Raw genomic sequence first — 23160 nt, forward strand, 5'->3', positions numbered from 1 at the left:
ACTGACTCTCGTCCCGGAACGCCGGTGACGCCTTTACGAAAATAAGCGCATTACAGTAATGGCCCCGATTGTATGAAGCCCCGACGCTGCTGTCCAGCGGCAAGCCGCGCAGATTGCGGTTTGCCAGCATTTTCAGTCTATACCTGGTGCGTTCTGGACAGATACCTCTAAATTGTTAACTCATCCGTTAATGAATTGATTCAGCTCACACTCCGCAAAAAGGTGCTTAAACGCACAAAATGGCGCGAAAACGCTCATTTTATTGACGCAGTACACACATTTTGATTTCGATATTTCTCGTTTTTGCTCGTTAACGATAAATTAACACCATGCCTACATGGCAGCATGGTCATCTTCAGCCACCATGTACCCTATCATCATCACTACGTCTTCAGGATCTAATTATGAGCCAGACATCAACCTTAAAAGGCCAATGCATCGCGGAGTTTCTCGGTACCGGCTTGTTGATCTTTTTCGGCGTTGGATGTGTCGCGGCGCTGAAAGTAGCCGGCGCCAGCTTCGGGCAGTGGGAAATCAGTATTATCTGGGGTCTGGGGGTGGCAATGGCCATTTACCTGACTGCAGGGGTTTCCGGCGCACATCTGAACCCGGCGGTAACTATCGCGCTGTGGCTGTTTGCCTGCTTTGACGGGCGCAAAGTCGTTCCCTTTATTATTTCGCAAATTGCCGGCGCCTTTTGCGCAGCGGCGTTAGTTTACGGGCTTTACTACAATCTTTTTTACAGCTTCGAAGAGACGCATCATATGGTGCGCGGCAGCGTCGAAAGCCTTGAACTGGCAGGTATTTTCTCCACCTATCCGAATCCGCACCTCAATTTTGTGCAGGCCTTTGCGGTAGAAATGGTGATTACCGCCGTGCTGATGGGTCTGATTATGGCGCTGACGGACGATGGCAACGGTGTACCGCGCGGCCCGCTGGCGCCGCTGCTGATTGGCCTGCTGATCGCCGTGATTGGCGCTTCGATGGGTCCGCTTACCGGCTTCGCGATGAACCCGGCGCGTGATTTCGGGCCGAAAGCCTTCGCCTGGGTCGCGGGATGGGGCAACGTCGCTCTTACCGGCGGCAAGGACATCCCCTACTTCCTCGTGCCGCTGTTTGCACCGGTCGTGGGTGCGGCACTGGGCGCATTTAGCTATCGTAAACTGATTGGCCGCCATTTACCGTGCGACGAGTGTGAGGTGGTGGAAGAAAAGGAATCCACTTCGACGTCGCAGCAAAAAGCTTCGCTGTAAACTGACTACGGGACAAGAATCATGACTGACAAAAAATATATCGTTGCTCTCGACCAGGGCACCACCAGCTCCCGCGCTGTCGTGATGGATCATGACGCTAATATCATCAGCGTCTCACAGCGCGAATTTGAACAGATCTACCCTAAGCCAGGCTGGGTCGAGCATGACCCGATGGAGATCTGGGCATCGCAAAGCTCCACGCTGGTTGAAGTGCTGGCAAAAGCCGATATCAGTTCCGATCAGATAGCCGCGATCGGCATCACCAACCAGCGTGAAACCGCCATCGTCTGGGATCGTGAAACCGGCAAGCCGATTTACAATGCTATCGTCTGGCAGTGCCGCCGTACCGCGGACATCTGCGAACAGCTCAAGCGCGACGGCATGGAAGAGTACGTACGCAAAACCACCGGCCTGGTGATCGACCCGTACTTCTCCGGCACCAAAGTGAAGTGGATCCTCGACCATGTCGAAGGCTCCCGCGAGCGGGCGAAACGCGGCGAGCTGCTGTTCGGCACCGTCGACACCTGGCTTATCTGGAAAATGACCCAGGGGCGCGTTCACGTCACTGATTACACCAACGCCTCGCGGACCATGCTGTTCAATATCCACGAGCTGGACTGGGACGACAAAATGCTCGACGCGCTGGACATCCCGCGCGCCATGCTGCCGGAAGTGCGCAAATCGTCTGAAATCTACGGTCAGACCAACATCGGCGGTAAAGGCGGCACGCGTATTCCTATTGCCGGGATCGCCGGTGACCAGCAGGCAGCGCTGTTCGGCCAGCTGTGCGTCAAGGAAGGGATGGCGAAAAACACCTACGGCACCGGCTGTTTTATGCTGATGAACACCGGCGAAAAAGCCGTGGCGTCGGAGCACGGGTTACTGACCACCATCGCCTGCGGACCGCGCGGCGAAGTGAACTATGCGCTGGAAGGTGCGGTGTTCATGGCGGGCGCGTCCATTCAATGGTTGCGTGATGAAATGAAACTCATCAATGATGCCTTCGACTCAGAGTATTTCGCCAATAAAGTGAACGACACCAACGGCGTGTATGTCGTGCCCGCGTTCACCGGTCTCGGCGCGCCGTACTGGGATCCGTATGCCCGCGGCGCCATTTTCGGACTGACCCGCGGTGTGAACGCCAACCACATCATTCGCGCCACCCTGGAGTCGATTGCCTACCAGACCCGCGACGTGCTGGAAGCAATGCAGGCCGACTCCGGCATTCGTCTGCACGCCCTGCGCGTGGACGGCGGCGCGGTGGCCAATAACTTCCTGATGCAGTTCCAGTCCGACATCCTCGGCGCACGCGTCGAGCGGCCGGAAGTCCGCGAAGTCACCGCGCTGGGCGCGGCTTATCTGGCCGGTCTGGCGGTCGGTTTCTGGCAGAATCTGGATGAGTTGCAGGAAAAAGCGGTCATTGAGCGTGAGTTCCGCCCGGGGATTGAAACCACCGAGCGTAACTACCGTTATAGCGGCTGGAAAAAAGCGGTGAAACGCGCGATGACGTGGGAAGATCACGACTAAGCGCATCAGTCGTTGCAGGAAGCCGGGCACGCGCCCGGCTTTTTTATTACCCGAAGATCGGCAGCATCAGATACAGCTTGATCACCAGTGCGTTGACAATATCAATAAAGAACGCGCCCACCATCGGCACCACGAGGAATGCCATGTGCGACGGACCGAAGCGTTCGGTAATTGCCTGCATGTTGGCAATCGCCGTCGGCGTTGCGCCGAGACCAAACCCGCAGTGCCCCGCCGCCAGCACCGCCGCATCGTAGTTTTTGCCCATCATCCGCCAGGTGACGAACATCGCATACATCGCCATCGCCAGCGTCTGCACTACCAGAATCACCAGCATCGGCAGCGCCAGTGACGCCAGTTCCCACAGCTTCAGGCTCATCAACGCCATAGCGAGGAACAGCGACAGCGAGACGTTGCCCAGCACAGAAACCGCACGCTCGAACACGCGATAAAACCCCAGCAGCGCCAGACCGTTACTCAGGATCACGCCAATAAACAGCACGCAGACAAACACCGGCAGTTCAAACGCAGTACCCGCCAGCAGTTGCGCAACCACGCGACCCACGGTCAGGCAGATGGCAATCAGCGCGATGGTTTCGATCAGCACCAACGAGGTGATGATGCGCCCCACATCCGGTTTCTCAAATGCGGTGGGAACTTCCTGATCATCCGGTGTGCCGTCAGGTGTTGACGAGTGTTTAACCAGATAGCGCGCCACCGGACCGCCAATCAGGCCGCCCAGCACCAGGCCGAATGTCGCACAGGCCATCGCGACTTCGGTAGCGTTGGCAAAACCGTAGCGTTCAACAAACAGTTTGCTCCACGCCGCCCCGGTGCCGTGGCCGCCCGACAGAGTGATCGACCCCGCCAGCAGCCCCATCAGCGGATCAAGCCCCAGCACTTTTGCCATTCCGATGCCAATCGCGTTCTGCATCAACAGCAGGCCCACGACGACGATCAAAAACGTGCCGAGCACTTTTCCGCCCAGTCGCAGGCTGGCAAGGTTGGCGTTGAGGCCGATGGTGGCAAAGAACGCCAGCATCAACGGATCTTTCAGGCTCATATCGAAATCAATTTCGATATCCATGCTTTTTTTCAGCACCAGTAACGCCAGTGCCGTTAACAGACCGCCCGCAACGGGTTCGGGAATAGTGTATTTTTTGAAAAGGGGAACCGTGTGGACCAGTTTGCGCCCCAGTAGCAACACCAGCGTGGCGGCCACGAGCGTCGATAAGGTATCGAGGTGAAACATAAAAAGCTCCTTATTAGCGCATGATCCATTCACACGCGATGTATTGTTCCTGTGCCGATTAATCTCTTCATGAGGAATCAGGAGTCGAATTTTAATCAAAAAATGGGCGGAAATTACAGAAAAATGGTTATCAACAGGTCATTTCTACGGAAAAACCAACTTTAGTGAAATAAACTGGCAGTTTTACGCGATTGCGTAAATTATTCCGCCAGACGTGGCAAACGTTTGCTTTTGCCACGCAGTTCGATAAAATCCCCACTTTTCCACCACGGGATTGCCTTAGATGTCTGTTAACACCCTCGAGTCAGAAAGTGCGCAACCGGTTGCGCAGACTCAACCCAGCGAATTAATCTATCGCCTCGAAGATCGCCCGCCCCTGCCGCAAACGCTGTTCGCCGCGTTCCAGCATCTGCTGGCGATGTTTGTGGCGGTCATTACCCCGGCATTGCTGATCTGTCAGGCGCTGGGATTACCGGCTGAAGATACTCAGCACATTATCAGTATGTCGCTGTTCGCATCCGGTGTGGCATCCATCATTCAGATTAAGGCCTGGGGTCCGGTGGGTTCCGGGCTGCTCTCCATTCAGGGGACCAGCTTCAACTTTGTCGCGCCGCTGATCATGGGCGGTACGGCGTTAAAAACCGGCGGTGCCGATGTCCCGACCATGATGGCGGCGCTGTTCGGCACGCTGATGCTCGCCAGTTGTACCGAAATGGTACTGTCCCGCGTCCTGCATCTGGCGCGGCGCATCATTACGCCGCTGGTGTCGGGCGTGGTGGTGATGATTATCGGTCTGTCGCTGATTCAGGTCGGTCTGACCTCCATCGGCGGCGGCTACGCGGCGATGAACGACCACACTTTCGGCGCGCCGAAAAACCTGCTGCTGGCCGGAATCGTGCTGGTGCTGATCATCATCCTGAACCGCCAGCGCAACCCGTACCTGCGCATTGCGTCGCTGGTCATCGCCATGGCGGCGGGATATCTGGCGGCGTGGGCGTTAGACATGTTGCCCGCGAATACCGCACCGACCAACAACGATTTGATCATGGTGCCAACGCCGCTCTATTACGGGCTGGGTATTGACTGGAACCTGCTGCTGCCGCTGATGCTGGTCTTTATGATCACCTCTCTGGAAACTATCGGCGATATCACCGCCACTTCTGACGTCTCTGAGCAGCCCGTTTCCGGGGCGGTGTATATGAAGCGCCTGAAAGGCGGCGTGCTGGCGAACGGTCTGAATTCTTTTGTCTCGGCGGTGTTCAACACCTTCCCGAACTCCTGCTTCGGTCAGAACAACGGCGTGATCCAGTTGACCGGCGTCGCCAGCCGTTACGTCGGTTTCGTCGTGGCGCTGATGCTGATCCTGCTGGGCCTGTTCCCGGCGGTCAGCGGCTTCGTGCAGCACATTCCTGAGCCGGTACTGGGCGGCGCAACGCTGGTGATGTTCGGCACCATCGCCGCTTCCGGCGTGCGCATCGTCTCCCGCGAACCGCTGAACCGCCGCGCGATCCTGATTATCGCCCTGTCGCTGGCCGTTGGCCTGGGCGTCTCTCAGCAGCCGCTAATCCTGCAGTTTGCGCCGGACTGGCTGAAAAATCTGCTCTCCTCGGGTATCGCCGCAGGCGGTATCACCGCGATTGTTCTGAATCTGGTGTTCCCGCCAGAGAAAGCGTAATCCCCGCACGACAGCGGCCTGGCCGCTGTCGTGACATCGAAATACACGATTCCCTCCTTGAGCATTGCGCATAATTCGTGCATAACACTCTTATGTGCACTTCTCAGGATGGAAGCCCATGAAATTTATCGGGAAGCTGGTTCTCTGGCTGCTGATCGCCCTCCTGGTGGTGATCCTCGCCTTCTATTTTCTGCTCCAGACGCAGTGGGGCGCGCGACAGGTCAGCGGCTGGATCACTGACCACACCCGCTATCACCTCTCCTTCGATGCGATCGATCATCGCTTCTCGTCGCCTGCCCATATTTTGTTGAAAAACGTCACTTTCGGTCGCGATGACAAACCGGCAACGCTGGTCGCCAGAACGGTGGATATCGGCCTCAGCAGCCGCCAGCTCACCGACCCGCTGCACGCCGACACGATCCTGTTGCAGGACGGCACGCTGAATCTCTCGCCGTCAACAGCGCCGCTTCCCTTCGAGGCTGACCGCCTGCAGCTCAGCAATATGGCGTTTAACAGTCCGCAAACGAACTGGGATCTGAGCGCCCAGCGCGTCACCGGCGGCGTCAGCCCGTGGTTGCCGGAAGCGGGCAACGTCTTAGGTAAGAAAGCGGCGATTCAGATGAGCGCCGGATCAATGACGCTCAACGGCGTTCCCGCCAGCAACGTGTTGATTCAGGGCGCTATCGATCATGGTATTGTCACGCTCGATACCCTCGGTGCCGATATGGCGCGCGGGTCGCTGACCGGCAAAGCGCGCCGCGAGGCGGACGGCAGCTGGGTGATTGATAACCTGCGACTGGACGAAATCCGCCTGCAAAGCGATAAATCGCTGACCGATTTTTTCGCGCCACTCACCACGGTGCCCTCACTGCAAATCGGTCGCATCGACGTAACTGACGCGCGCCTGCAGGGGCCGGACTGGGCGGTGACCGATCTGGACATGAGTTTGCGCAACCTGACGCTCAGCAACGGCGGCTGGCAGAGCCAGGACGGTAAACTGTCGATGAACGCCAGCGAGTTTATCTGGGGCAGCATCCATCTTTTCGATCCTATCCTCAACGGCGAATTTTCTCCGCAGGGCATCGCGCTGCGCCAGTTCACTTCCCGCTGGGAAGGCGGCCTGTTGCGCACCTCCGGCAACTGGCTGCGCAGCGATAACGGGCTGGTACTGGACGATGTCGCGATTGCCGGTCTGGAATACACGTTGCCGAAAAACTGGAAACAGCTGTGGATGAAACCCATGCCGTCGTGGCTGAGCAATCTGACACTGAAAAAACTGAGCGCCAGCCGCAACCTGGTGATCGACATCGATCCCGCCTTCCCGTGGCAGATCACGTCACTGGACGGTTACGGCAGTAACCTGCAACTGCTGAAGGATCGCCAGTGGGGCGTGTGGAACGGCAACGCCACGCTGAACGGCGCGCTGGCGACGTTTAATCGCGTTGACGTGCGGCGCCCGTCGATGACGCTGACGGCCAACGCGTCGACGGTCAATATCAGCGAACTGAGCGCGTTTACCGAAAAAGGCATTCTGGAAGCGACGGCGACGGTTTCGCAGCTCCCGCAACGGCAGGTCAACGTGAGCCTGAACGGACGCGGGGTGCCGCTGAATGTATTGCAGCCGTGGGGCTGGCCTGCGCTGCCGATCACCGGCGACGGCAATCTCCAGCTCACCGCCAGCGGCAGTGTGCAGGCCACCGCGCCGCTGAAACCCACTGTCAGCGGCCAGCTTAGCGCAGAGAATATGAACCACCAGAAAGTCAGCCAGGCGATGCATGGCGGCGAAATCACCACCGCCGCGCCTCAGCCTGCACCTGAAACACCCGCCACACCATAATCTCCCGCCCCTGACGATTGTCAGGGGCTCCTTTCCGCGAAACCTGTTCGCATTTTGTGACTGTTTGTACCTATTTCTCGCAACAGGTTCCGGTTCGCCTGCGTAGTTGATATAACACCTTAACTGGAAGAGCACGTAATAAATAAAAATTCCCTTTAAAAAAGGTACAACTACTATGTCTGGGATACGTCAACGTATTCTGGAGAACATGCAAAAATTCTCCAGAGCCATGATCGGCGCAGTCTTGTTTTTACCTGTTATTGGTTTAATTCTGGCATTGAGTTCGATATTAACGAACCCGACGCTTATTTCAGAAACGAATTTTTTACATCAAATCGGCCAGTTGTTGGGGGACACGTTCTGGCCGTTATTTGGTAATTTAGGATTATTGTTTTGCGTGGGAATTAGTTACGGTTTAGCGAAGGATAAAAAAACAGAAGTCGCCCTGGTTGCGGTGATGTGTTTTATTATGTTCCTCGGCGCTAACCACTCCTGGCTGGAATATACCCACGGTATCGCCGAAAAAATTAATGGCGAATATTACGGTACCGGGCAAACACAAATTCTGGGATTTGTGGTCGTCGATATGGGCGTATTCCTCGGTATTATTCTTGGCTGCACCATTGCCTGGGTACATAACAAAGTCACCGGCATCGAACTGCCCGGCGCACTGTCCATGTACGGCGGCGCGAAGCTGACGCTGATTGCCATGACCCCGGTGATCATCCTCTACGCCATGGCCTTTACGTGGATCTGGCCGTTCATTACTCACGGTATTGCCGCGTTAACCGGCTTTATGAAAAACGCCGGCGTGGCGGGGGTATTCGTCTACGGCTTCTTCGAAAAATTCCTCATTCCCACCGGGCTGCATCATTTCGTCTGGTCGCCGTTCCAGCTCACGCAGATTGGCGGCACGCTGAGCGTTGACGGACAAACGGTCTCCGGGACGCAGGCGATTTTCCTCGCCTATATGCGCCACCCGGATCTGACGCCGGTGATGAACGAAGCGCTGCGTTTCTCGCAGCAGGGCATGACCACCATCTTCGGTCTGGCGGGTGCGGCACTGGCGTTCTATCACACCGCGAAACCGGAGAAAAAAATGCTGGCGAAGGCCATTCTATTGCCTGCCATCATTACCTCGATGCTGACCGGGATCACGGAGCCGATTGAGTTTACGTTCCTGTTTATTTCGCCGCTGTTGTGGGTGATCCACGCGACGCTGACGGCGGCATCACAGGCAATTTGCGATATTTTCACCGTTCGCCCCTGGGGTGCGTCGGGCTTAATTGAATTCCTGATCTATAACCTGCCACTGCCCGTTTCCTTAACCCGCTGGCCGATGTACGTGGTGATTGGTATCGGTCAGTTCGCGGCGTATTACCTTATTTTCCGAACCCTGGTTGTCAAACTGAAACTGAAAACGCCAGGCCGTGAAGATGACGACGACGTGAAGTTATACAGCAAAGAAGATTACCGGCAGAAAATTAAACAGAACGCGCAAACCAGTAATACCACCACCGATGAAATTATCCGTGGGCTGGGCGGTAAAGAAAATATTATCTCCATCGACAACTGTTTTACCCGCTTACGGGTGGCGGTACATAACCCCGATATTGTTGACGATGCAGTTTTGAAAAGTACCGGCGCAAATGGCGTGGTGCATAACCGAAATGAAGTACAAGTTATTTATGGCGTCAGGGTTGGGCAAGTTCGCTCCAGCGTTGACACCTGGCTGGCAAATAATTAAGTGGGAGACGTTATGAAATTAACCGTAATAGGTGGCGGCGGTGTCCGTTCAGCATTCCTGGCGAAATCGCTGGCGTACAATGCGCATCGCATCGGCTTACAGGAGGTGGTTTTTCTCGACAGTTCTGCGGAAAATCTGACGCTATTCGGTGAAATCGCGCGCTATGTATTTAATACCATTCGTCCGGATATCCATTTTTCCCTGACGACCGATCCCGTTGCGGCGCTGAAAAGCGCCAATTACGTGATTACCACGCTGCGCGTCGGCGGTGATGCAAGCCGCATCCGTGATGAACGCATCGCCCTTGAACACAACACGCTGGGTCAGGAAACCACCGGCGCGGGCGGTTTCGCCATGGCGATGCGCTCCATACCGGCCATTCTGAATTACTGCCGGTTGATTGAAGAGCATGCTGCCAAAGACGCCATTCTGTTTAACTTCACCAACCCATCAGGGCTGGTGACGGAAGCGATCATCAAGTCTGGCTTCAAACGCCGGGTGTACGGGATCTGCGATGCGCCGTCAGAACTCATTCGCGAACTGCCGTCAATTCTGGGCTGCAACCCGCAGGATCTGAAAGTCGAGTGCTACGGACTGAACCATTTTTCCTGGTTTACCCATTTCACCGTGCAGGGCGAAGACGTCACCGACCGGTTAATCAATAACCCTGACTTGTACCTTAAAACTGCCATGCAGTACTTCTCGCCGGAGCTGGTACAGCTTTGCGACAAGCAGTTGCTGAATGAATATCTCTATTACTACTACTATCGGGAAGTGGCGCTGAAAGCGATTCAGGACGCGCCGGAAACCCGTGGCGAGCAAATCGCCAGCATCAACCAGGATATGCGCCAGGAGCTGGCTGGCGTCAACGTACGGGAAAACCCGGAAGCGGCGTTTGATATCTGGATGAAACACTATCTGCGCCGTGAAAACAGCTACATGCAGAGCGAGTCGCATCAGGAAAAATTCAACACCCGCGAGCCGCTGACGCTACAGCAGTTTATTGAAGAGCCGGATACTGGCGGGTACGCGGGCGTGGCGCTTGATATTCTCGAGGCGGTCAACAGCACGACCACAAAACGTATCGTGGTCTCGCTCGCCAACAACGGCACGCTGGATTTCCTGCAACCGGACGATGTGATTGAAATCAGCTGCGATCTCAGTCGAACGGGCCTGAAACCCGTCACGCCGAAGCACGTCCCGACCGCGCAGAAAAACATGATTTCCTGCGTCAAAGAGTACGAGCGTCTGGCGGTGGCGGCGATCCTCAACCGCGACCGTGAACTGGCGGTGCGCGCGTTAATGGCGCATCCGTTGGTGGGTTCATGGTCACTGGCGCAAAAACTGGTGACGGCGTATCTCGACGATACGCACTGCAAGGACTGGTAAGGATTTACTCGGGGGTATCGATGGATGCCCCCGACGCGGTCTGCCTGAACCAGAGTTTAAGCAAATGCTCAAAGCCTAAAATGCAGTAGCCGAAGAACGGGTTGCTCCAGTAAATATCGTCATCGTATTTTTGCGGGTCGTGAATAATAAAGGAGGTATCTGCCGCCTGGGCTAAGGGGCTTTGATAATCACCGGTAAAGCAAATGAGATCGATGTCTTTGCCTTCCAGTGCCTTAACCCAATTTAATGCGGAGCTACTACGACCGGATTTAGACACGATCCAAATCGCATCAAATTTCGTTGCCGTTTTTTGTTCAAGTATTTCATAGTCTGGCCACAACGCCAGACTGGCATTAACGCCAATCACCAGGAACTTATTATAAATATATTGCGCAATCAGCTGTGAAAACCCGCTGCCGTGGATCAGAATGCGATGATGCTGTAATCCACTGAGCAGCGGGGTCAGTTGCTCTGCGGGCTGAATCTTCATGAAATCAACGTCGTTGGTGACATCCAGCTTGGGCATCGTGATATTAAATTTAATGAAATAGACCAGCTCCAGCCAGCCGCTGAATTTCAGTTTTTTCGCCAGACGCACCAGTGAAGAAGGATTACTGTAACAACGTTCAGCGACGGCACGAATTCCGTCACGAATACATTGTTCCGGATCGTTCTGAATTGTCCGCAAAACGGTTATTTCGGTTTTGCTCAGTTTCACATCGCGAAAAATATTTTCCAGTTCCATGCAACACCCCCGAATAATGAAAAAGGACTGTAACAGACATGTGGATTTCAGTATGCGTATTCTTTCACTTTTCCGGAATAATAATGCTATGAAAAGGAATTTGTCTTTACTGGCGATGGTGTTTTTCTTATGGGGGAATATTACCGCCATTAACAGCACCATCATCCTTTTCTTTTATCATTACTTCCAGATTAGCTGGCAGCAGGCGATGCTCATCACCGTCCTGTTTTATATCGCCCCGTTTATCAGTTGCCTTCCCTGCTCCGTGCTGATTGCCCACTGGGGATACCGGCGCGTGCTGCAATTTTCATTACTGTTGAGCACCGCAGGCTGCCTGTTGCTCGCGGCGGCGATCAGCATGAACACGTTTTACGGATCACTGCCAGGAATGTTCATTGTCGCAACGGGCGTGGCCGCCATGCAGGTGGTCGCTAACCCGTATCTGTCGTTGCTCAGCCCGGCTGACCGGCGGGTGAGTAACCTGAGCCTCGCCTCAGCGGTCAATTCACTGGGCACCACGCTGGCGCCAGTGTTTCTTGCGCTGCTGTTGAAGCTGTACCCCGCCGATCCTTACCTTCACCAGGAGCCGGTCAGCGGATTATGGTTCATGCTGGCGCTGGCCTCGATCGCGTTGCTCATCGGCAGCGTCATTATTCGCCTGCCGGATGTCCCCCGCCCACCGCTGGCAGCGCTGCGTTTCACCAGCCTTCGCCAGCAACCGCAGCCGATGCTGAGCATCGCCGCCATTTTTATTTACGTCGGCGTGGAAGTGGCGATTGCGACGAGCCTCGTCCAGTACCTGACCCTCTCCGCTGGCTGGTCGCCGGAAACTGCCATGTCGCTGGTTTCGCTCTACTGGGGCGGCGCGCTGGTCGGGCGACTGCTGTTTGGTCTGTTCGCCAGTAACGCCCATAACGCCGCCGTGTTTCGAACCGCTACCCTGCTGGGTGTGTTGCTGGTTGCGCTGGCGACAGGACTCAATAATGCCGCTGGCGGGTGGCTGTTATTACTTACCGGCCTCGGCAATTCGGTGATGTACCCGATTATCTTTGGTCATACGCTCAGCCAGTATCCGCAACAGGCAAACCTGCTGGCGGCCGCGATGGTCATGGCAGGCATTGGCGGAGCCATCATTCCCTGGATGCAGGCAATGCTCATTGATAACGTCAGCCTTCACCTGAGCTTTCTGCTGCCGATGGCGCTCTATGCACTGCTCGCGGTGTGGGGCAGGATTGCCTTTGCCAAGGAGAAAAAAAGCGTTGCGCCTGATCGCTGCCCTCTCCCCTGAAGGAGAGGGCATCAGCACCGTTAAAGCGTGATCACCAGTTCATTATGCTCTGGCGTCACCACTGCTCCCCATTCGCTGTCAGCAACCGCGCCGCCCTGCACCTCTGCCACCTGTGGCACATTGCGCAAGCACAGCGACCAGCCGCGGGCATCACCTTCGCCTTTGACGGTCACGGTGTTGCCGCAGCGTGTCGCTTTGAGCGTAAAGACAACCTCACCGTTCGCCGCAGGCACCTGGCTTACGGCCTCTGCGCCATCCGCAAGGCTGAACAACTGGAACGCCGTCCCTTCATGCCAGGCGTAATCCGGCTTCTGGCTGTTATTCCCCAGCGCCAGCAATGTGTTTTCCCGCACATACACCGGCAGGCTGCAGAAATCATGCTGCTGTTTCAGCCAGCGACCGCCCTGCACGACATCGTTGTGCCACAGATGCGTCCAGCGTCCTTCCGGCAGGTAAAACTGCACGTCACCCGCTTCCGAAAAAACCGGCGCGACCAGCACCGCATCGCCAAGCATGTACTGCCTGTCGAGGTAGTCGCAGGCCGGATCGTCCGGGAACTCCAGCATCATGGCGCGCAACATCGGCGTTCCGCATTCATGGGCCAGCGCGGCCTGACGATACAGGTACGGCATCATCCGGCATTTCAGTTCGGTAAAGTGACGCACCACGTCGCAGGATTCATCGTCATATGCCCACGGCACGCGATAAGATTTGCTGCCGTGCAGACGGCTGTGGCTGGAGAGCAGGCCAAACGCGCACCAGCGTTTATAGACATGTGCCGGAGCGGTGTTTTCGAAACCGCCAATGTCATGGCTCCAGAACCCAAAGCCTGACAGACCAATCGACAGCCCGCCGCGCAGACTTTCCGCCATCGATTCATAGTTGGCATAGCAGTCTCCGCCCCAGTGCACCGGAAACTGCTGCGCGCCGACGGACGCCGAGCGGGCAAACAGCACCGCCTCCTGCTCGCCCACCGTCTCTTTCAGCACGTTCCACACCAGTTCGTTGTAGATGTATGCATAATGATTGTGCATTTTCTGCGGATCGGCACCGTTATGCCACACCACATCGGTAGGAATGCGCTCGCCAAAATCTGTCTTGAAGCAATCGACGCCGATATCTACCAGCCCTTTCAGCTTAGTGGCGTACCATTCACAGGCTTCCGGGTTGGTGAAATCGTAAATCGCCAGCCCTGGTTGCCATTTATCCCACTGCCACAGCGACCCGTCCGGGCGTTTAAGCAGATAGCCCTTCTCTTTTAATTCGTTAAACACCGGTGATTTCTGTCCGATGTATGGGTTGATCCAGACGCAGATTTTCAGCCCTTTCGCTTTCAGACGGCGGATCATCCCTTCCGGATCCGGGAAGGTCACCGGATCCCACTCGAAATCGCACCACTGAAACGCTTTCATCCAGAAACAGTCGAAGTGAAAAACGTGCAGCGACAGGTCACGTTCGGCCATGCCGTCGATGAAGCTGTTGACCGTCGCTTCGTCATAGTTGGTGGTAAACGAGGTAGTGAGCCACAGGCCAAACGACCACGCAGGCGGTAGCGCCGGGCGCCCCGTCAACTGTGTGTAGCGGTCAAGCACCGCTTTCGGCGTCGGGCCGTCGATCACGAAATACTCCAGAGACTCCCCTTCGACGCTGAACTGCACCTTTGAGACTTTCTCCGAGCCGATTTCAAACGACACGCACTCGGGGTGATTCACCAGTACGCCGTAGCCGCGGTTGGTGAGGTAGAACGGGATGTTTTTGTAGGACTGCTCGGTACTGGTGCCGCCGTCGCGGTTCCAGGTCTCAACCGTCTGGCCGTTGCGCACCAGTGCGGTAAAGCGCTCGCCGAGACCATAGACGGTTTCCCCGACGCTGAGATCCAGTCGCTCAAACAGGTAATTGCGCGCGGTGTTGGTGTTCTGGACGTAGCCGTTATTCTTCACCTGACTGCCGGTAATACGCACGCCGTTGCGCAAGAAATCCAGCGACCAGCACTCGCCTTTGGTGACGCGAACGCTGAGGTTGCCGCTTTTCAGTTCGGCAAATTCTGCCGTGTTCTGCATTTGCACGTTAACATCTTTCTGTACGTTCAGCGGATAGTGCGGGCCGTTGTCGATAGCGCCCTGAAAGTGTTCAATGCGTACGCCGACCACACCTTCCTGCGGTGAGAAAAAGCGAAGGGTGAACAATGGCGTATCCAGTTGCCAGGTCCGTTCCCGGACGTCGCGCGGGGCGGCGTAAACCACCATTTCGTTGCCCTGTTGTTCGACATCGAACACCTGGATCGGGTGGATCAGAGTGAGCCCGGGTTGGATCAGCCAGTTTCCATCACTGATTTTCATCGTTTCATCCTCATAGTTCTTTGCTAACCGGTAGCTGTTCAAATTCCTGTTGATGACGACGTGCACCCTGCGCAAGTTCGCTCATGATCTTCGCCAGATAAGGGGTTTTCAGGGTGTAATAGCGTCTGGCGATCACCGCGCTCAGCAGATAACACACCGCGGGCACAAGGGTGAACAGCGCAATGATAATGCTGATGGTGGCGCTGTTTTGCGTTTTCGCTGCGGCGTCATAGCCACCGCCCGCCAGCATCCAGCCAATCAACGCGCCGCCCAGTGCCAGACCAAGTTTCAGCACAAAGAGGGTGCCAGCGAAGCTGATGCCAGTGAGGCGTTTGCCGTTACGCCACTCGCCGTAATCGACGGTATCGGACATCATCACCCACTGGATGGGCGTCACCAGCTGGTGCAACACGCCAATGACGAAAATGAACAGGAACATGATGATGTCGTCGTTCATTGGCACAAAGAACATTGCCACGCTTAATACCGCCAGCGCGGCGTTGGTCCACCAGAAGACACTGACTTTGCATTTCCAGTCAGTCAGTGGCTTCGCCAGCGCCGAGCCAATCAGGTTACCGACGCAATAAGTACCCAGGAAGGCAGTAAACAGCGCGGCATCGCCCATGATCCAGGTGACGTAATACATCATCGCCCCACCACGCACACAGACCGCAAGAATATTGAGGATGGTCAGCAGTCCGACGATGCGCCACTGGTCGTTTTGCCAGATATCGCGCAAATCTTCACGCATGGAAGCGGTACTCGGGGGCACCTGAATACGTTCTTTGGTGGTAAAGAAGCAGAACGCCAGCATCAGGAACGCTACCACGGAGAGCACTGCAATCCCGCCCTGAAAACCAAACGCTTTATCCTCGCCGCCAATCAGATTCACCAGCGGCATCATCAGCACGGTAGAGAGCATGCCGCCTGCCGTCGCCAGCACAAAGCGCCAGGACTGCAGCGAGATGCGCTGTTTCGGGTCATCGGTGATCACGCCGCCCAGCGCGCAATAAGGAATATTGACGATGGTGTAGAGCAGCGTCAGCAGCGTATAGGTCACGGCGGCGTAAATCAGCTTGCCGTTGTGGGAGAGATCCGGCGAACTGTAAGCCAGCACGCAGACGACGCCAAACGGGATGGCGCCAAAAATAATCCACGGACGGAATTTCCCCCAGCGACTGCGGGTGCGGTCGGCAATCAGCCCCATGCACGGGTCTGAGATCGCATCCAGCGCGCGGGCCAGCAGGAACATAGTGCCGACGAAACCAGCAGGAATACCAAAGATGTCGGTATAGAAAAACATCATGTACAACATGACGTTATCAAAAATGATATGGCTGGCGGCATCACCCATGCCGTAACCAATCTTCTCTTTGACGGACAATACTTCACGTTTCATTTTCTCATCCTTTTGCGCCTGAAGAGGGCATTGAAACCGGTTACGGGATTTTTAAACCATCGTTCCGGGCGCGGGTATTCCAAAATCTGGTTATCAATTTACGTTTCTTGCTTTCTGTGATCGCGGTCGGACGGAAGAGTGTGTGAAAATGTAACTAGCGGATTTTATGAGGGTTTATGCAAAACGGATTATCGCAGGGCAAAATGATGCGAAAAAAGTTCATGAAGTGATGTGGTAAATGCCTGAAAGTAGCTATAATGCGCCCCGCCTCCATGTAGCAATGCAGGCGCGGAAGATCGTCGTCTCCGGTGAGGCGGCTGGACTTCAAATCCAGTTGGGGCCGCCAGCGGTCCCGGGCAGGTTCGACTCCTGTGATCTTCCGCCAAAATGTCTTGTTTTGTACTCTCCTTGCGACAACAAATACCCTTTAGAATCCCCTCACTCTGGCATACTACGTGTCGGCGAGAATTTTATTATCATCAGCGCGGAGGCAAATATGGCAACTGAACACTTAACCCAATCCCCGACGGGTGAATTTGTGATGTTTGCCAGTACCGATGGAAAAGTACGCGTTGAATGCCGTTTTGAAAACGAGACGTTATGGCTCTCTCAGGCAATGATTTGCGAGCTTTACGGTAAAGCTAAAGCGACCATCAGCGGACACATCAAAAATATCTTTGAAGAAGGTGAACTGGTCGAAAATTCAGTTGTTCGGTTTTACCGAACAACTGCCAGCGATGGAAAAAATTACCAGGTTCAATACTTTAACCTGCCATTAATACTCGCTGTTGGTTACCGCGTTCGCTCCACCCGAGGAACACAATTCCGTCAGTGGGCAACCCAAACGCTCCAGGAATACCTGATCAAAGGTTTCGTGATGGACGATGAGCGGCTGAAAAATCCGCCTGTGGGTTCGTCGACTGTACCTGACTATTTCGATGAGATGCTCGAACGCATCCGTGATATTCGCGCCAGCGAGCGACGGGTTTATTTGCGGGTTCGGGAGATCTTCGCGTTAGCTGCCGACTATCAACCATCGCTGAAAGAAACAACACAGTTTTTTCAAGCCATTCAGAACAAGCTACATTTCGCCTGCACTGGTCACACCGCTGCTGAACTCATTCATAGCCGGGCGAACGCCAGCAAGCCGCAAATGGGACTGACCAGCTATAAAGGCGAAGAAGTGCGCAAAAGTGATGTGACTGTAGCGAAAAACTACCTTAACCAGGATGAGGTCAGTGAGCTTAACCGCGTGGTTAACATGTGGCTGGATTTTGCCGAAGATCAGGCCCGGCGCCGTCAGCAAGTATTTCTGCGTGACTGGCAGGATAAGCTTGATCAGTTCCTGCAATTTAACGACCGCGACGTCCTGCAGGGTGCAGGCACAGTCAGTAAGAAAATGGCGGTGTAACCATCCCCGTAAACCGGCCCATTCACTTTTAGAGATCTTCCGACATACTGATTATGTTCCCGGAGGAGATCGCCATGCGTAAAGCCCGATTCACCGAACACCAGATCATTGCCGTTCTGAAGTCCGTCGAAGCCGGACGTACCGTCAAGGATGTCTGCCGTGAAGCCGGTATTTCTGAGGCCAGCTATTACAACTGGAAAGCGAAGTATGGCGGTATGGAAGCCTCTGATATCAAAAAGATGAAGGATCTTGAGGACGAAAACCGCCGGCTGAAACAAATGTTTGCTGACCTGAGTCTGGAAAATCGTGCGTTAAAAGACGTCATCGAAAAAAAGCTTTAAAATCAGCGATAAAACGTGAGCTCGTCAACTATCTGACTGCCCAGTTTGCGATGAGCATACGCCGGGCATGCAGGATGTTATCGCTGAGCAGGACGGTATTTCGTTACCAGCCGGATACACGGCGTGATGAGCCAGTGATTGTGGCGCTGACTGTAGCGGCTGAGCGCTATCCACGGTATGGATTTAATAAACTTTTTCAGATACTTCGCAGACAAGGCAATCCCTGGAACCATAAAAGAGTCCACCGGATTTACTGCCTGCTGAAACTGAATTTTCGCCGTAAAGGAAAGCAGCGTTTGCCGGTACGTAACCCGTCACCACTGGCAACGCCGGAAGCACTTAACCAGAGCTGGTCGATAGACTTTATGCATGATGCTTTGGTCTGCGGCAGACGGTTCCGGACCTTCAATGTGGTTGATGACTTTAACCGCGAGGCCCTCGCAATAGAAATCGATCTGAATATCCCGGCACAACGGGTGGTCCGGGTGCTGGACAGGATCGTGGCAAACCGGGGTTATCCGCTGAAACTGCGGATGGACAACGGCCCGGAACTCATTTCGCTGACGCTGGCGCAATGGGCAGAAGAGCATGGTGTGGCACTGGAATTTATTAAACCAGGCAAACCAACACAGAATGCGTTTATCGAACGTTTTAACCGGACCTACCGGACAGAAATACTGGATTTTTACCTGTTCAGGACACTGAATGAAGCACGGGAAATAACAGAGCGCTGGCTGACGGAATATAACAGTGAGCGACCTCATGAATCCCTGAATAACCTGACGCCGGAAGAGTACCGGCTGATGGCTGAAAAACCGGAAATCTCAAAAAGTGCGTGGAACTAAAACGGGTGTGCTTACAGCGGATGAAAAAGCGCAGGCGGAATATGTTCAGTTTGCCGAGCAACAGCGACGCTTAAAAGAAGCCGAGGGAGAGAAGAATATTGCGGGGTTGCTGCAGTGGGATAAAAAGACTAATAAATAGCTTTGGATGACGGCGCTCTTTGTAAGCAAAATCATTTGGAGGTATATTCATTTACCCAACATAAAATACAAATAATAAATCAAGTAGCTAACTATCGAATATGACGCCTAAGCACACAAAAGATAATTTGCTTTTACTTTACTCAAGTAAATATTAATAATATGATACTCTGGCAAAGCAAAGCGTCAAAATTTTTTTGTACTTAGCGGTCAGTAAAGCAGGTAGAGAACGTTGGTTGTTATAGAATAAAAGATACTCTTGTGAGTCGCCACGTAAGCATTCAAATAACCACGAATAAAATCCTTTAGAAGTTACAGAAAACTCATTTATTAAAATCAAAATAATGCCACAAGTTATTTATTAATATTTCTTAACCATGCAGAATGTCTTACTTAGCTACGTTCTTAACTCCTCATTAGATAATGTTCCAGCATGTGATACCTGTCACTTTATTTTTCTTCTTTACCTATAATTATGATAATACCTTAATACATGGAGTATATTGAGATCATCATGCATGATATTCAAAAGGAACATCTTTCTCCTTTTTTGTCTATACTAGTTGGTGTAAACATCGGGAGAGACACGATCAAACCGCTGCATGAAAAAATCATGCTGCTAATTGATACAAAAATCAATAAACCGGGAACTATAAATCTGTATCCAACTTCTTTTGAATCAATTGAAAATGCTGAAGTCGCAATCACACCTTACTCTTTCAAAAAGAAACCTAGCTGGACTATCAGGAATAATATTCATGATGAAGAAAATCATATTGCACTAACTTTTTTGTCTGGTAAACATATGGCTTTTTATTTTTCAGAAACAGGCATGAAAGACTCCGTTAGAGAGTACTTTAAAAGCTCATCGTTACTAGGGATACATCCTGTTGATATATCATACCTTAATTATCTTTTTATCAATGAGGATAATATAAAAATGCTATGGCTTTTAGGTATCCATGGCAAAAACAATGTTAAAGCTGATTCAAAAGTTTTAGGAGGAAATAGTGTCGCCGATTCCCTTGACCCTCTTGAAGATCAATCATATATGATGTCTGCCGTCAGAACTGAAATTGGCAATAAGAATAAAACCATTGGGTTAAATCCATTTAAATCATCTATTTGGAGAGGACCTTGTCAAGATTGGAATGCTTTTGAAAATAATGTGTCCGAAATACTAGACACATTAAATTCAAATAGCAAATCCAATCATAACCCTATTGGAATATTAGCTAACCCGATTAATGATCTTAGTAATGTGAAAGATGCATATGACTTTACCATTTTAGACCCAGAATTAATTCCTTTTGAAGTTAGCCCACATAAATTAGATTTACTAAGAATTCTAAAAAACAAATACACTACCGAAATATCATATTATTATAACACTTCATTTACATTAAAGGTTTATTTCGAAGAGACATTATGTGGAGATATCACAGTAAAACTTATAATGAAAGATTATGAAATTTCCTTTGATATTATCAGCAAAAATTACACAGGCAAAAATAGAAAAATATTAGATACATTTTCGAAAATTTTCAAACATCCTGATTTTATTAAATGTTGGTATGAGTCTGGACATGCTGTAGTAAATTCTTGGGTATTTCAAAACGATTATAAAGATGTCTTTTACAATGATTTTATATGGGCTGATTTTGAAAATTATAACATCTGTAAAGAAAAACCGTTGGTTTCAGAAAAATTAGATCTCCAAAAAATAGGTTTGCAAGATTCACTCTTTTGCTGGGTGAAAAATCGTTGGAATAGTCGTTGGTTAGTAGGAGAAAAATTTAACACAACAGAAACGCCTCAAGGCTGGTTATATTGCGATGATGGGGCTGGGGAGAAAGCTGATTTCATACATATCGATGACTTTGAAAACCAAACAATAATCTCTTTAATACATGTGAAAGCTGCTAATAGCAGTAATTTGACAAGGAGGATTTCTGTCGGAGCTCATGAAATTGTCTTAAGTCAAGCCATTAAAAATTTGAGATACGCAAACAGGAAAAATCTTCTTCAAGATCTAACTGAAAGAGCAACAAACGCAAAGAATAAAATGTGTTGGCACAATAATAAATTGATAAACTACAATGATTTCTTGGGGAAATTATCAAGGATAAAAACAAATCCTAACTCAATAAAAACTCGAGTAATTATAATTCAACCACACACGATTAAAAGCTATTATAACAATCTGAATAATAACAGTAATATAAAAAAACAACTAGATGTCCTATTAGTGAGCACAGACAATGCTATAAAATCCTCAGGAGCAGAGTTTCATATAATAGGATTTAGTGACAGTTAAAATTAATAGAGCATTATTAGCCTTTTGGTATAATACCCTTACTTCGTAATTTTTCTCTCGCCAGTTCCTTCAACCAACTGGCGAGACTCACCCCTTCTTCAGCTGCCACAGCATCCAGCTGCTCTTTCAATGCCGGATCAATGCGCATTTTAAACTGCGGTGACTGACCGCCGCCTTTTGGTTTTTTTTCACGCGCTATGATTGACATGGGGCCACCTAACCTCCTTTCTAGCAACGCTTCGATGTGCTGCAACACAACCGAAGCGTCTAACCGCACCAACTATCAAGGAGTTGATTATGGCTGATTCGCATTCTACCCCAGACATCACCGAAACCGGAACCGAGCGCAAGGTAATTGTGGGATATCGCCCGCAAGGTCTCGATACCAGCACGCCGAGCCTGCACCTTTCCGGCAAATGGATGCGCGCGGCCGGGTTTGATACCGGACGTCACGTCACCGTAAAAGTGATGCAGGGTTGTATTGTTCTGGTGGCATACAGCGAAAAAGAACAAGCATTGTTCGAAGAATTAAAAACCGCGAAACAGGTGCTGAATGAAATTCAGGGTACTCTGGCTGTCAGAAAGGTACAGCACGCTTAAGCCGCACCTAAATGACGTAGCGGTAATCGTTAAGTAGCCGAGTGGTCTGCTGTAAACCCAGCGCAGAAAGCATATCCAGAAACGCATCCACCGTTATGGGTGGATGTCTTAAGGCGCATCGCTGTCTTCTGACGGCTTCCAGTACCAGTGCATGGTTCAGGTCGAAGAGATCGGAAATAAAATCATCGGGATGTAGCGCTTCAATATTAAAAGAGCTAAGTGCTTCTGGAGGAAAATCTTTTTGATTTAGAGTGACAATAATCTCTGCCCGGGTACGTATTGCGGCGGCAAGTACATGCCTGTCATTATTATCAGGTAATGCCAGGCTCTCAATGAGAGGTTCATATCCCGTTACGTTAGCATCTGGTAATGCCATATTCATTAGCTGAATAGTTCGTTGTAAAGCTTCGCCGGGAATATCCGGGCGATTACGCAATAAATTCCTGCACCATTCGCCCTGAATATCTTCTGTCCACTTTGGTTGATATAAACCCGCTATCCCTAAATGCATTAACAAATCCCGCAACCTTGCCGGATAAAGCACACATGCATCGAGGATCACCGCAAAAGGTGAATGCCCCATTACAACATCCCTAAGTCCTGCGCCTGATCGGCCAGCGCCTGCATTGCATCAAGGCTTTCATGTTCGCGCTTCTGTTTGTACTTCATCAAGTCCGCAAACAAAATTCTGCGATGACGGCCGATCTTATGAAACGGTAAGTGGCCCTGTTCCAGCAGTTTGACCATATGCGGTCGGGACACGTTGAGGATATTTGCCGCTTCCTGGGTGGTGAGTTCGGCCTGTACAGGCACAATCTGCACAGCATTTCCCGCCGCCAGTTCGCCCAGAATATCCACCAACAGGGTCATCGCACTGCCAGGAAGTTCAATAATATGTGTTTTGTCATCATCTCCAACGATGGAAATGCGCTGCGTTTCCAGCTTCGTTGAGAGATAAGCGGTAAGCTGATGCTGCCCTCGCTGCGCCAGCTCGCGCTCCCGGCTGTCCGGGAGGTTAAGGTGAGAAACTGTCGTGGTCATAAGGCGTTCCTGTTTGCGA

The 23160-nt window shown here is 52.2% G+C and carries 17 protein-coding genes, 1 tRNA gene and 2 pseudogenes; 13 read left to right on the plus strand and 7 right to left on the minus strand.

Annotated elements, in window-relative coordinates; translation table 11 throughout:
* The first annotated feature begins 404 nt into the window (after positions 1-404).
* The gene (locus QMG90_RS21335; RefSeq protein WP_283281745.1) at positions 405-1253 is read left to right on the plus strand and encodes an MIP/aquaporin family protein; all 849 of its coding nucleotides are present in this window, start codon (positions 405-407) and stop codon (positions 1251-1253) included.
* A gap of 21 nt (positions 1254-1274) precedes the next feature.
* On the plus strand, positions 1275-2780 hold the full coding sequence (glpK, locus tag QMG90_RS21340) for a glycerol kinase GlpK (protein WP_283281747.1): 1506 nt from the start codon (positions 1275-1277) through the stop codon (positions 2778-2780).
* Between the two features lie 46 nt (positions 2781-2826).
* Here glpK and gltS read toward each other — a convergent pair whose 3' ends face one another.
* Positions 2827-4029: a sodium/glutamate symporter gene (gene gltS / locus QMG90_RS21345; RefSeq protein ID WP_283281749.1), complete on the minus strand. Its 1203-nt coding sequence runs from the start codon at positions 4027-4029 to the stop codon at positions 2827-2829.
* 283 nt (positions 4030-4312) lie between these two features.
* On the opposite strand from gltS, the gene QMG90_RS21350 reads away from it, so the two are divergent.
* The 4 genes from QMG90_RS21350 to QMG90_RS21365 all read left to right on the plus strand — a co-directional run bounded on the left by QMG90_RS21350 (position 4313) and on the right by QMG90_RS21365 (position 10677).
* A complete protein-coding gene (locus QMG90_RS21350; protein WP_283281751.1) occupies positions 4313-5704 on the plus strand; it encodes a nucleobase:cation symporter-2 family protein in 1392 nt (463 codons plus the stop codon).
* A 118-nt stretch (positions 5705-5822) separates the two neighbouring features.
* Positions 5823-7541 carry an AsmA family protein gene (locus QMG90_RS21355; protein WP_283281754.1) on the plus strand — a complete coding sequence of 573 codons (1719 nt, stop codon included), beginning with the start codon at positions 5823-5825 and terminating at the stop codon, positions 7539-7541.
* 175 nt (positions 7542-7716) lie between these two features.
* Positions 7717-9288: a PTS transporter subunit EIIC gene (locus QMG90_RS21360; protein WP_283281756.1), complete on the plus strand. Its 1572-nt coding sequence runs from the start codon at positions 7717-7719 to the stop codon at positions 9286-9288.
* A 12-nt stretch (positions 9289-9300) separates the two neighbouring features.
* Positions 9301-10677 carry a family 4 glycosyl hydrolase gene (locus tag QMG90_RS21365; protein ID WP_283281758.1) on the plus strand — a complete coding sequence of 459 codons (1377 nt, stop codon included), beginning with the start codon at positions 9301-9303 and terminating at the stop codon, positions 10675-10677.
* A gap of 4 nt (positions 10678-10681) precedes the next feature.
* Here the strand turns inward: QMG90_RS21365 and QMG90_RS21370 are convergent, their stop codons facing one another.
* A complete protein-coding gene (locus QMG90_RS21370; protein WP_283281760.1) occupies positions 10682-11422 on the minus strand; it encodes a MurR/RpiR family transcriptional regulator in 741 nt (246 codons plus the stop codon).
* A gap of 88 nt (positions 11423-11510) precedes the next feature.
* Here QMG90_RS21370 and QMG90_RS21375 point away from each other — a divergent pair, with 88 nt between their 5' ends.
* Positions 11511-12710, plus strand: a complete 1200-nt coding sequence (locus QMG90_RS21375; RefSeq protein ID WP_283281762.1) for an MFS transporter — start codon at positions 11511-11513, stop codon at positions 12708-12710.
* Between the two features lie 20 nt (positions 12711-12730).
* On the opposite strand, the gene yicI is transcribed toward QMG90_RS21375, so the two are convergent.
* Positions 12731-15049, minus strand: a complete 2319-nt coding sequence (gene yicI / locus QMG90_RS21380) for an alpha-xylosidase (RefSeq protein WP_283281764.1) — start codon at positions 15047-15049, stop codon at positions 12731-12733.
* Between the two features lie 10 nt (positions 15050-15059).
* On the minus strand, positions 15060-16448 hold the full coding sequence (locus tag QMG90_RS21385) for a glycoside-pentoside-hexuronide family transporter (RefSeq protein WP_283281766.1): 1389 nt from the start codon (positions 16446-16448) through the stop codon (positions 15060-15062).
* A gap of 290 nt (positions 16449-16738) precedes the next feature.
* On the opposite strand from QMG90_RS21385, the gene QMG90_RS21390 reads away from it, so the two are divergent.
* The 5 genes and pseudogenes from QMG90_RS21390 (at position 16739) to QMG90_RS21410 (ending at position 21500) form a co-directional block, all read left to right on the plus strand.
* A tRNA-Sec gene (locus QMG90_RS21390) sits at positions 16739-16833 on the plus strand.
* Positions 16834-16944: 111 nt separating this feature from the next.
* A pseudogene (locus tag QMG90_RS21395) lies at positions 16945-17853 on the plus strand (virulence RhuM family protein); the annotation flags it as partial.
* Between the two features lie 80 nt (positions 17854-17933).
* Positions 17934-19045, plus strand: a protein-coding gene (locus QMG90_RS21400; RefSeq protein WP_430381668.1) for an IS3 family transposase whose coding sequence is annotated in 2 segments (ribosomal slippage) — positions 17934-18195 and positions 18195-19045 — 1113 coding nt in all. Because the reading frame shifts where the segments join, the coding sequence is not laid out codon by codon here.
* Positions 19046-19061: 16 nt separating this feature from the next.
* Positions 19062-19184 (plus strand): annotated as a pseudogene (locus tag QMG90_RS21405) (hydroxyacid dehydrogenase); the annotation flags it as partial.
* Positions 19185-19697: 513 nt separating this feature from the next.
* Entirely contained in the window at positions 19698-21500 is a 1803-nt protein-coding gene (locus tag QMG90_RS21410; RefSeq protein ID WP_283281769.1) for a hypothetical protein, read from the plus strand.
* A gap of 16 nt (positions 21501-21516) precedes the next feature.
* On the opposite strand, the gene QMG90_RS21415 is transcribed toward QMG90_RS21410, so the two are convergent.
* Positions 21517-21708 (minus strand): toxin-antitoxin system HicB family antitoxin, encoded by a 192-nt coding sequence (locus QMG90_RS21415; protein WP_283281771.1) that lies wholly within the window; start codon positions 21706-21708, stop codon positions 21517-21519.
* An 89-nt stretch (positions 21709-21797) separates the two neighbouring features.
* Here QMG90_RS21415 and QMG90_RS21420 point away from each other — a divergent pair, with 89 nt between their 5' ends.
* Positions 21798-22100 carry a SymE family type I addiction module toxin gene (locus tag QMG90_RS21420; RefSeq protein WP_283281773.1) on the plus strand — a complete coding sequence of 101 codons (303 nt, stop codon included), beginning with the start codon at positions 21798-21800 and terminating at the stop codon, positions 22098-22100.
* Between the two features lie 7 nt (positions 22101-22107).
* Here QMG90_RS21420 and QMG90_RS21425 read toward each other — a convergent pair whose 3' ends face one another.
* Both QMG90_RS21425 and QMG90_RS21430 read right to left on the minus strand, forming a co-directional pair.
* Positions 22108-22683, minus strand: coding sequence for a PIN domain-containing protein (locus tag QMG90_RS21425; RefSeq protein WP_283281775.1), 576 nt, complete (start codon positions 22681-22683; stop codon positions 22108-22110).
* The gene (locus QMG90_RS21430) at positions 22683-23141 is read right to left on the minus strand and encodes a helix-turn-helix domain-containing protein (RefSeq protein WP_283281777.1); all 459 of its coding nucleotides are present in this window, start codon (positions 23139-23141) and stop codon (positions 22683-22685) included. Before QMG90_RS21430 ends, QMG90_RS21425 begins: the two co-directional genes overlap by 1 nt.
* Positions 23142-23160: the final 19 nt, after the last annotated feature.

It is taken from the genome of Trabulsiella odontotermitis (assembly GCF_030053895.1).
In the GTDB taxonomy this organism is placed as follows: Bacteria; Pseudomonadota; Gammaproteobacteria; order Enterobacterales; family Enterobacteriaceae; genus Trabulsiella; species Trabulsiella odontotermitis_C.

Coding starts and splice junctions, on each gene's coding strand:
- QMG90_RS21335 (WP_283281745.1), top strand. CDS start 405: ATGAGCCAGACATCAACCTTAAAAGGCCAATGCATCGCGGAGTTTCTC.
- glpK (WP_283281747.1), top strand. CDS start 1,275: ATGACTGACAAAAAATATATCGTTGCTCTCGACCAGGGCACCACCAGC.
- gltS (WP_283281749.1), bottom strand. CDS start 4,029: ATGTTTCACCTCGATACCTTATCGACGCTCGTGGCCGCCACGCTGGTG.
- QMG90_RS21350 (WP_283281751.1), top strand. CDS start 4,313: ATGTCTGTTAACACCCTCGAGTCAGAAAGTGCGCAACCGGTTGCGCAG.
- QMG90_RS21355 (WP_283281754.1), top strand. CDS start 5,823: ATGAAATTTATCGGGAAGCTGGTTCTCTGGCTGCTGATCGCCCTCCTG.
- QMG90_RS21360 (WP_283281756.1), top strand. CDS start 7,717: ATGTCTGGGATACGTCAACGTATTCTGGAGAACATGCAAAAATTCTCC.
- QMG90_RS21365 (WP_283281758.1), top strand. CDS start 9,301: ATGAAATTAACCGTAATAGGTGGCGGCGGTGTCCGTTCAGCATTCCTG.
- QMG90_RS21370 (WP_283281760.1), bottom strand. CDS start 11,422: ATGGAACTGGAAAATATTTTTCGCGATGTGAAACTGAGCAAAACCGAA.
- QMG90_RS21375 (WP_283281762.1), top strand. CDS start 11,511: ATGAAAAGGAATTTGTCTTTACTGGCGATGGTGTTTTTCTTATGGGGG.
- yicI (WP_283281764.1), bottom strand. CDS start 15,049: ATGAAAATCAGTGATGGAAACTGGCTGATCCAACCCGGGCTCACTCTG.
- QMG90_RS21385 (WP_283281766.1), bottom strand. CDS start 16,448: ATGAAACGTGAAGTATTGTCCGTCAAAGAGAAGATTGGTTACGGCATG.
- QMG90_RS21410 (WP_283281769.1), top strand. CDS start 19,698: ATGCATGATATTCAAAAGGAACATCTTTCTCCTTTTTTGTCTATACTA.
- QMG90_RS21415 (WP_283281771.1), bottom strand. CDS start 21,708: ATGTCAATCATAGCGCGTGAAAAAAAACCAAAAGGCGGCGGTCAGTCA.
- QMG90_RS21420 (WP_283281773.1), top strand. CDS start 21,798: ATGGCTGATTCGCATTCTACCCCAGACATCACCGAAACCGGAACCGAG.
- QMG90_RS21425 (WP_283281775.1), bottom strand. CDS start 22,683: ATGGGGCATTCACCTTTTGCGGTGATCCTCGATGCATGTGTGCTTTAT.
- QMG90_RS21430 (WP_283281777.1), bottom strand. CDS start 23,141: ATGACCACGACAGTTTCTCACCTTAACCTCCCGGACAGCCGGGAGCGC.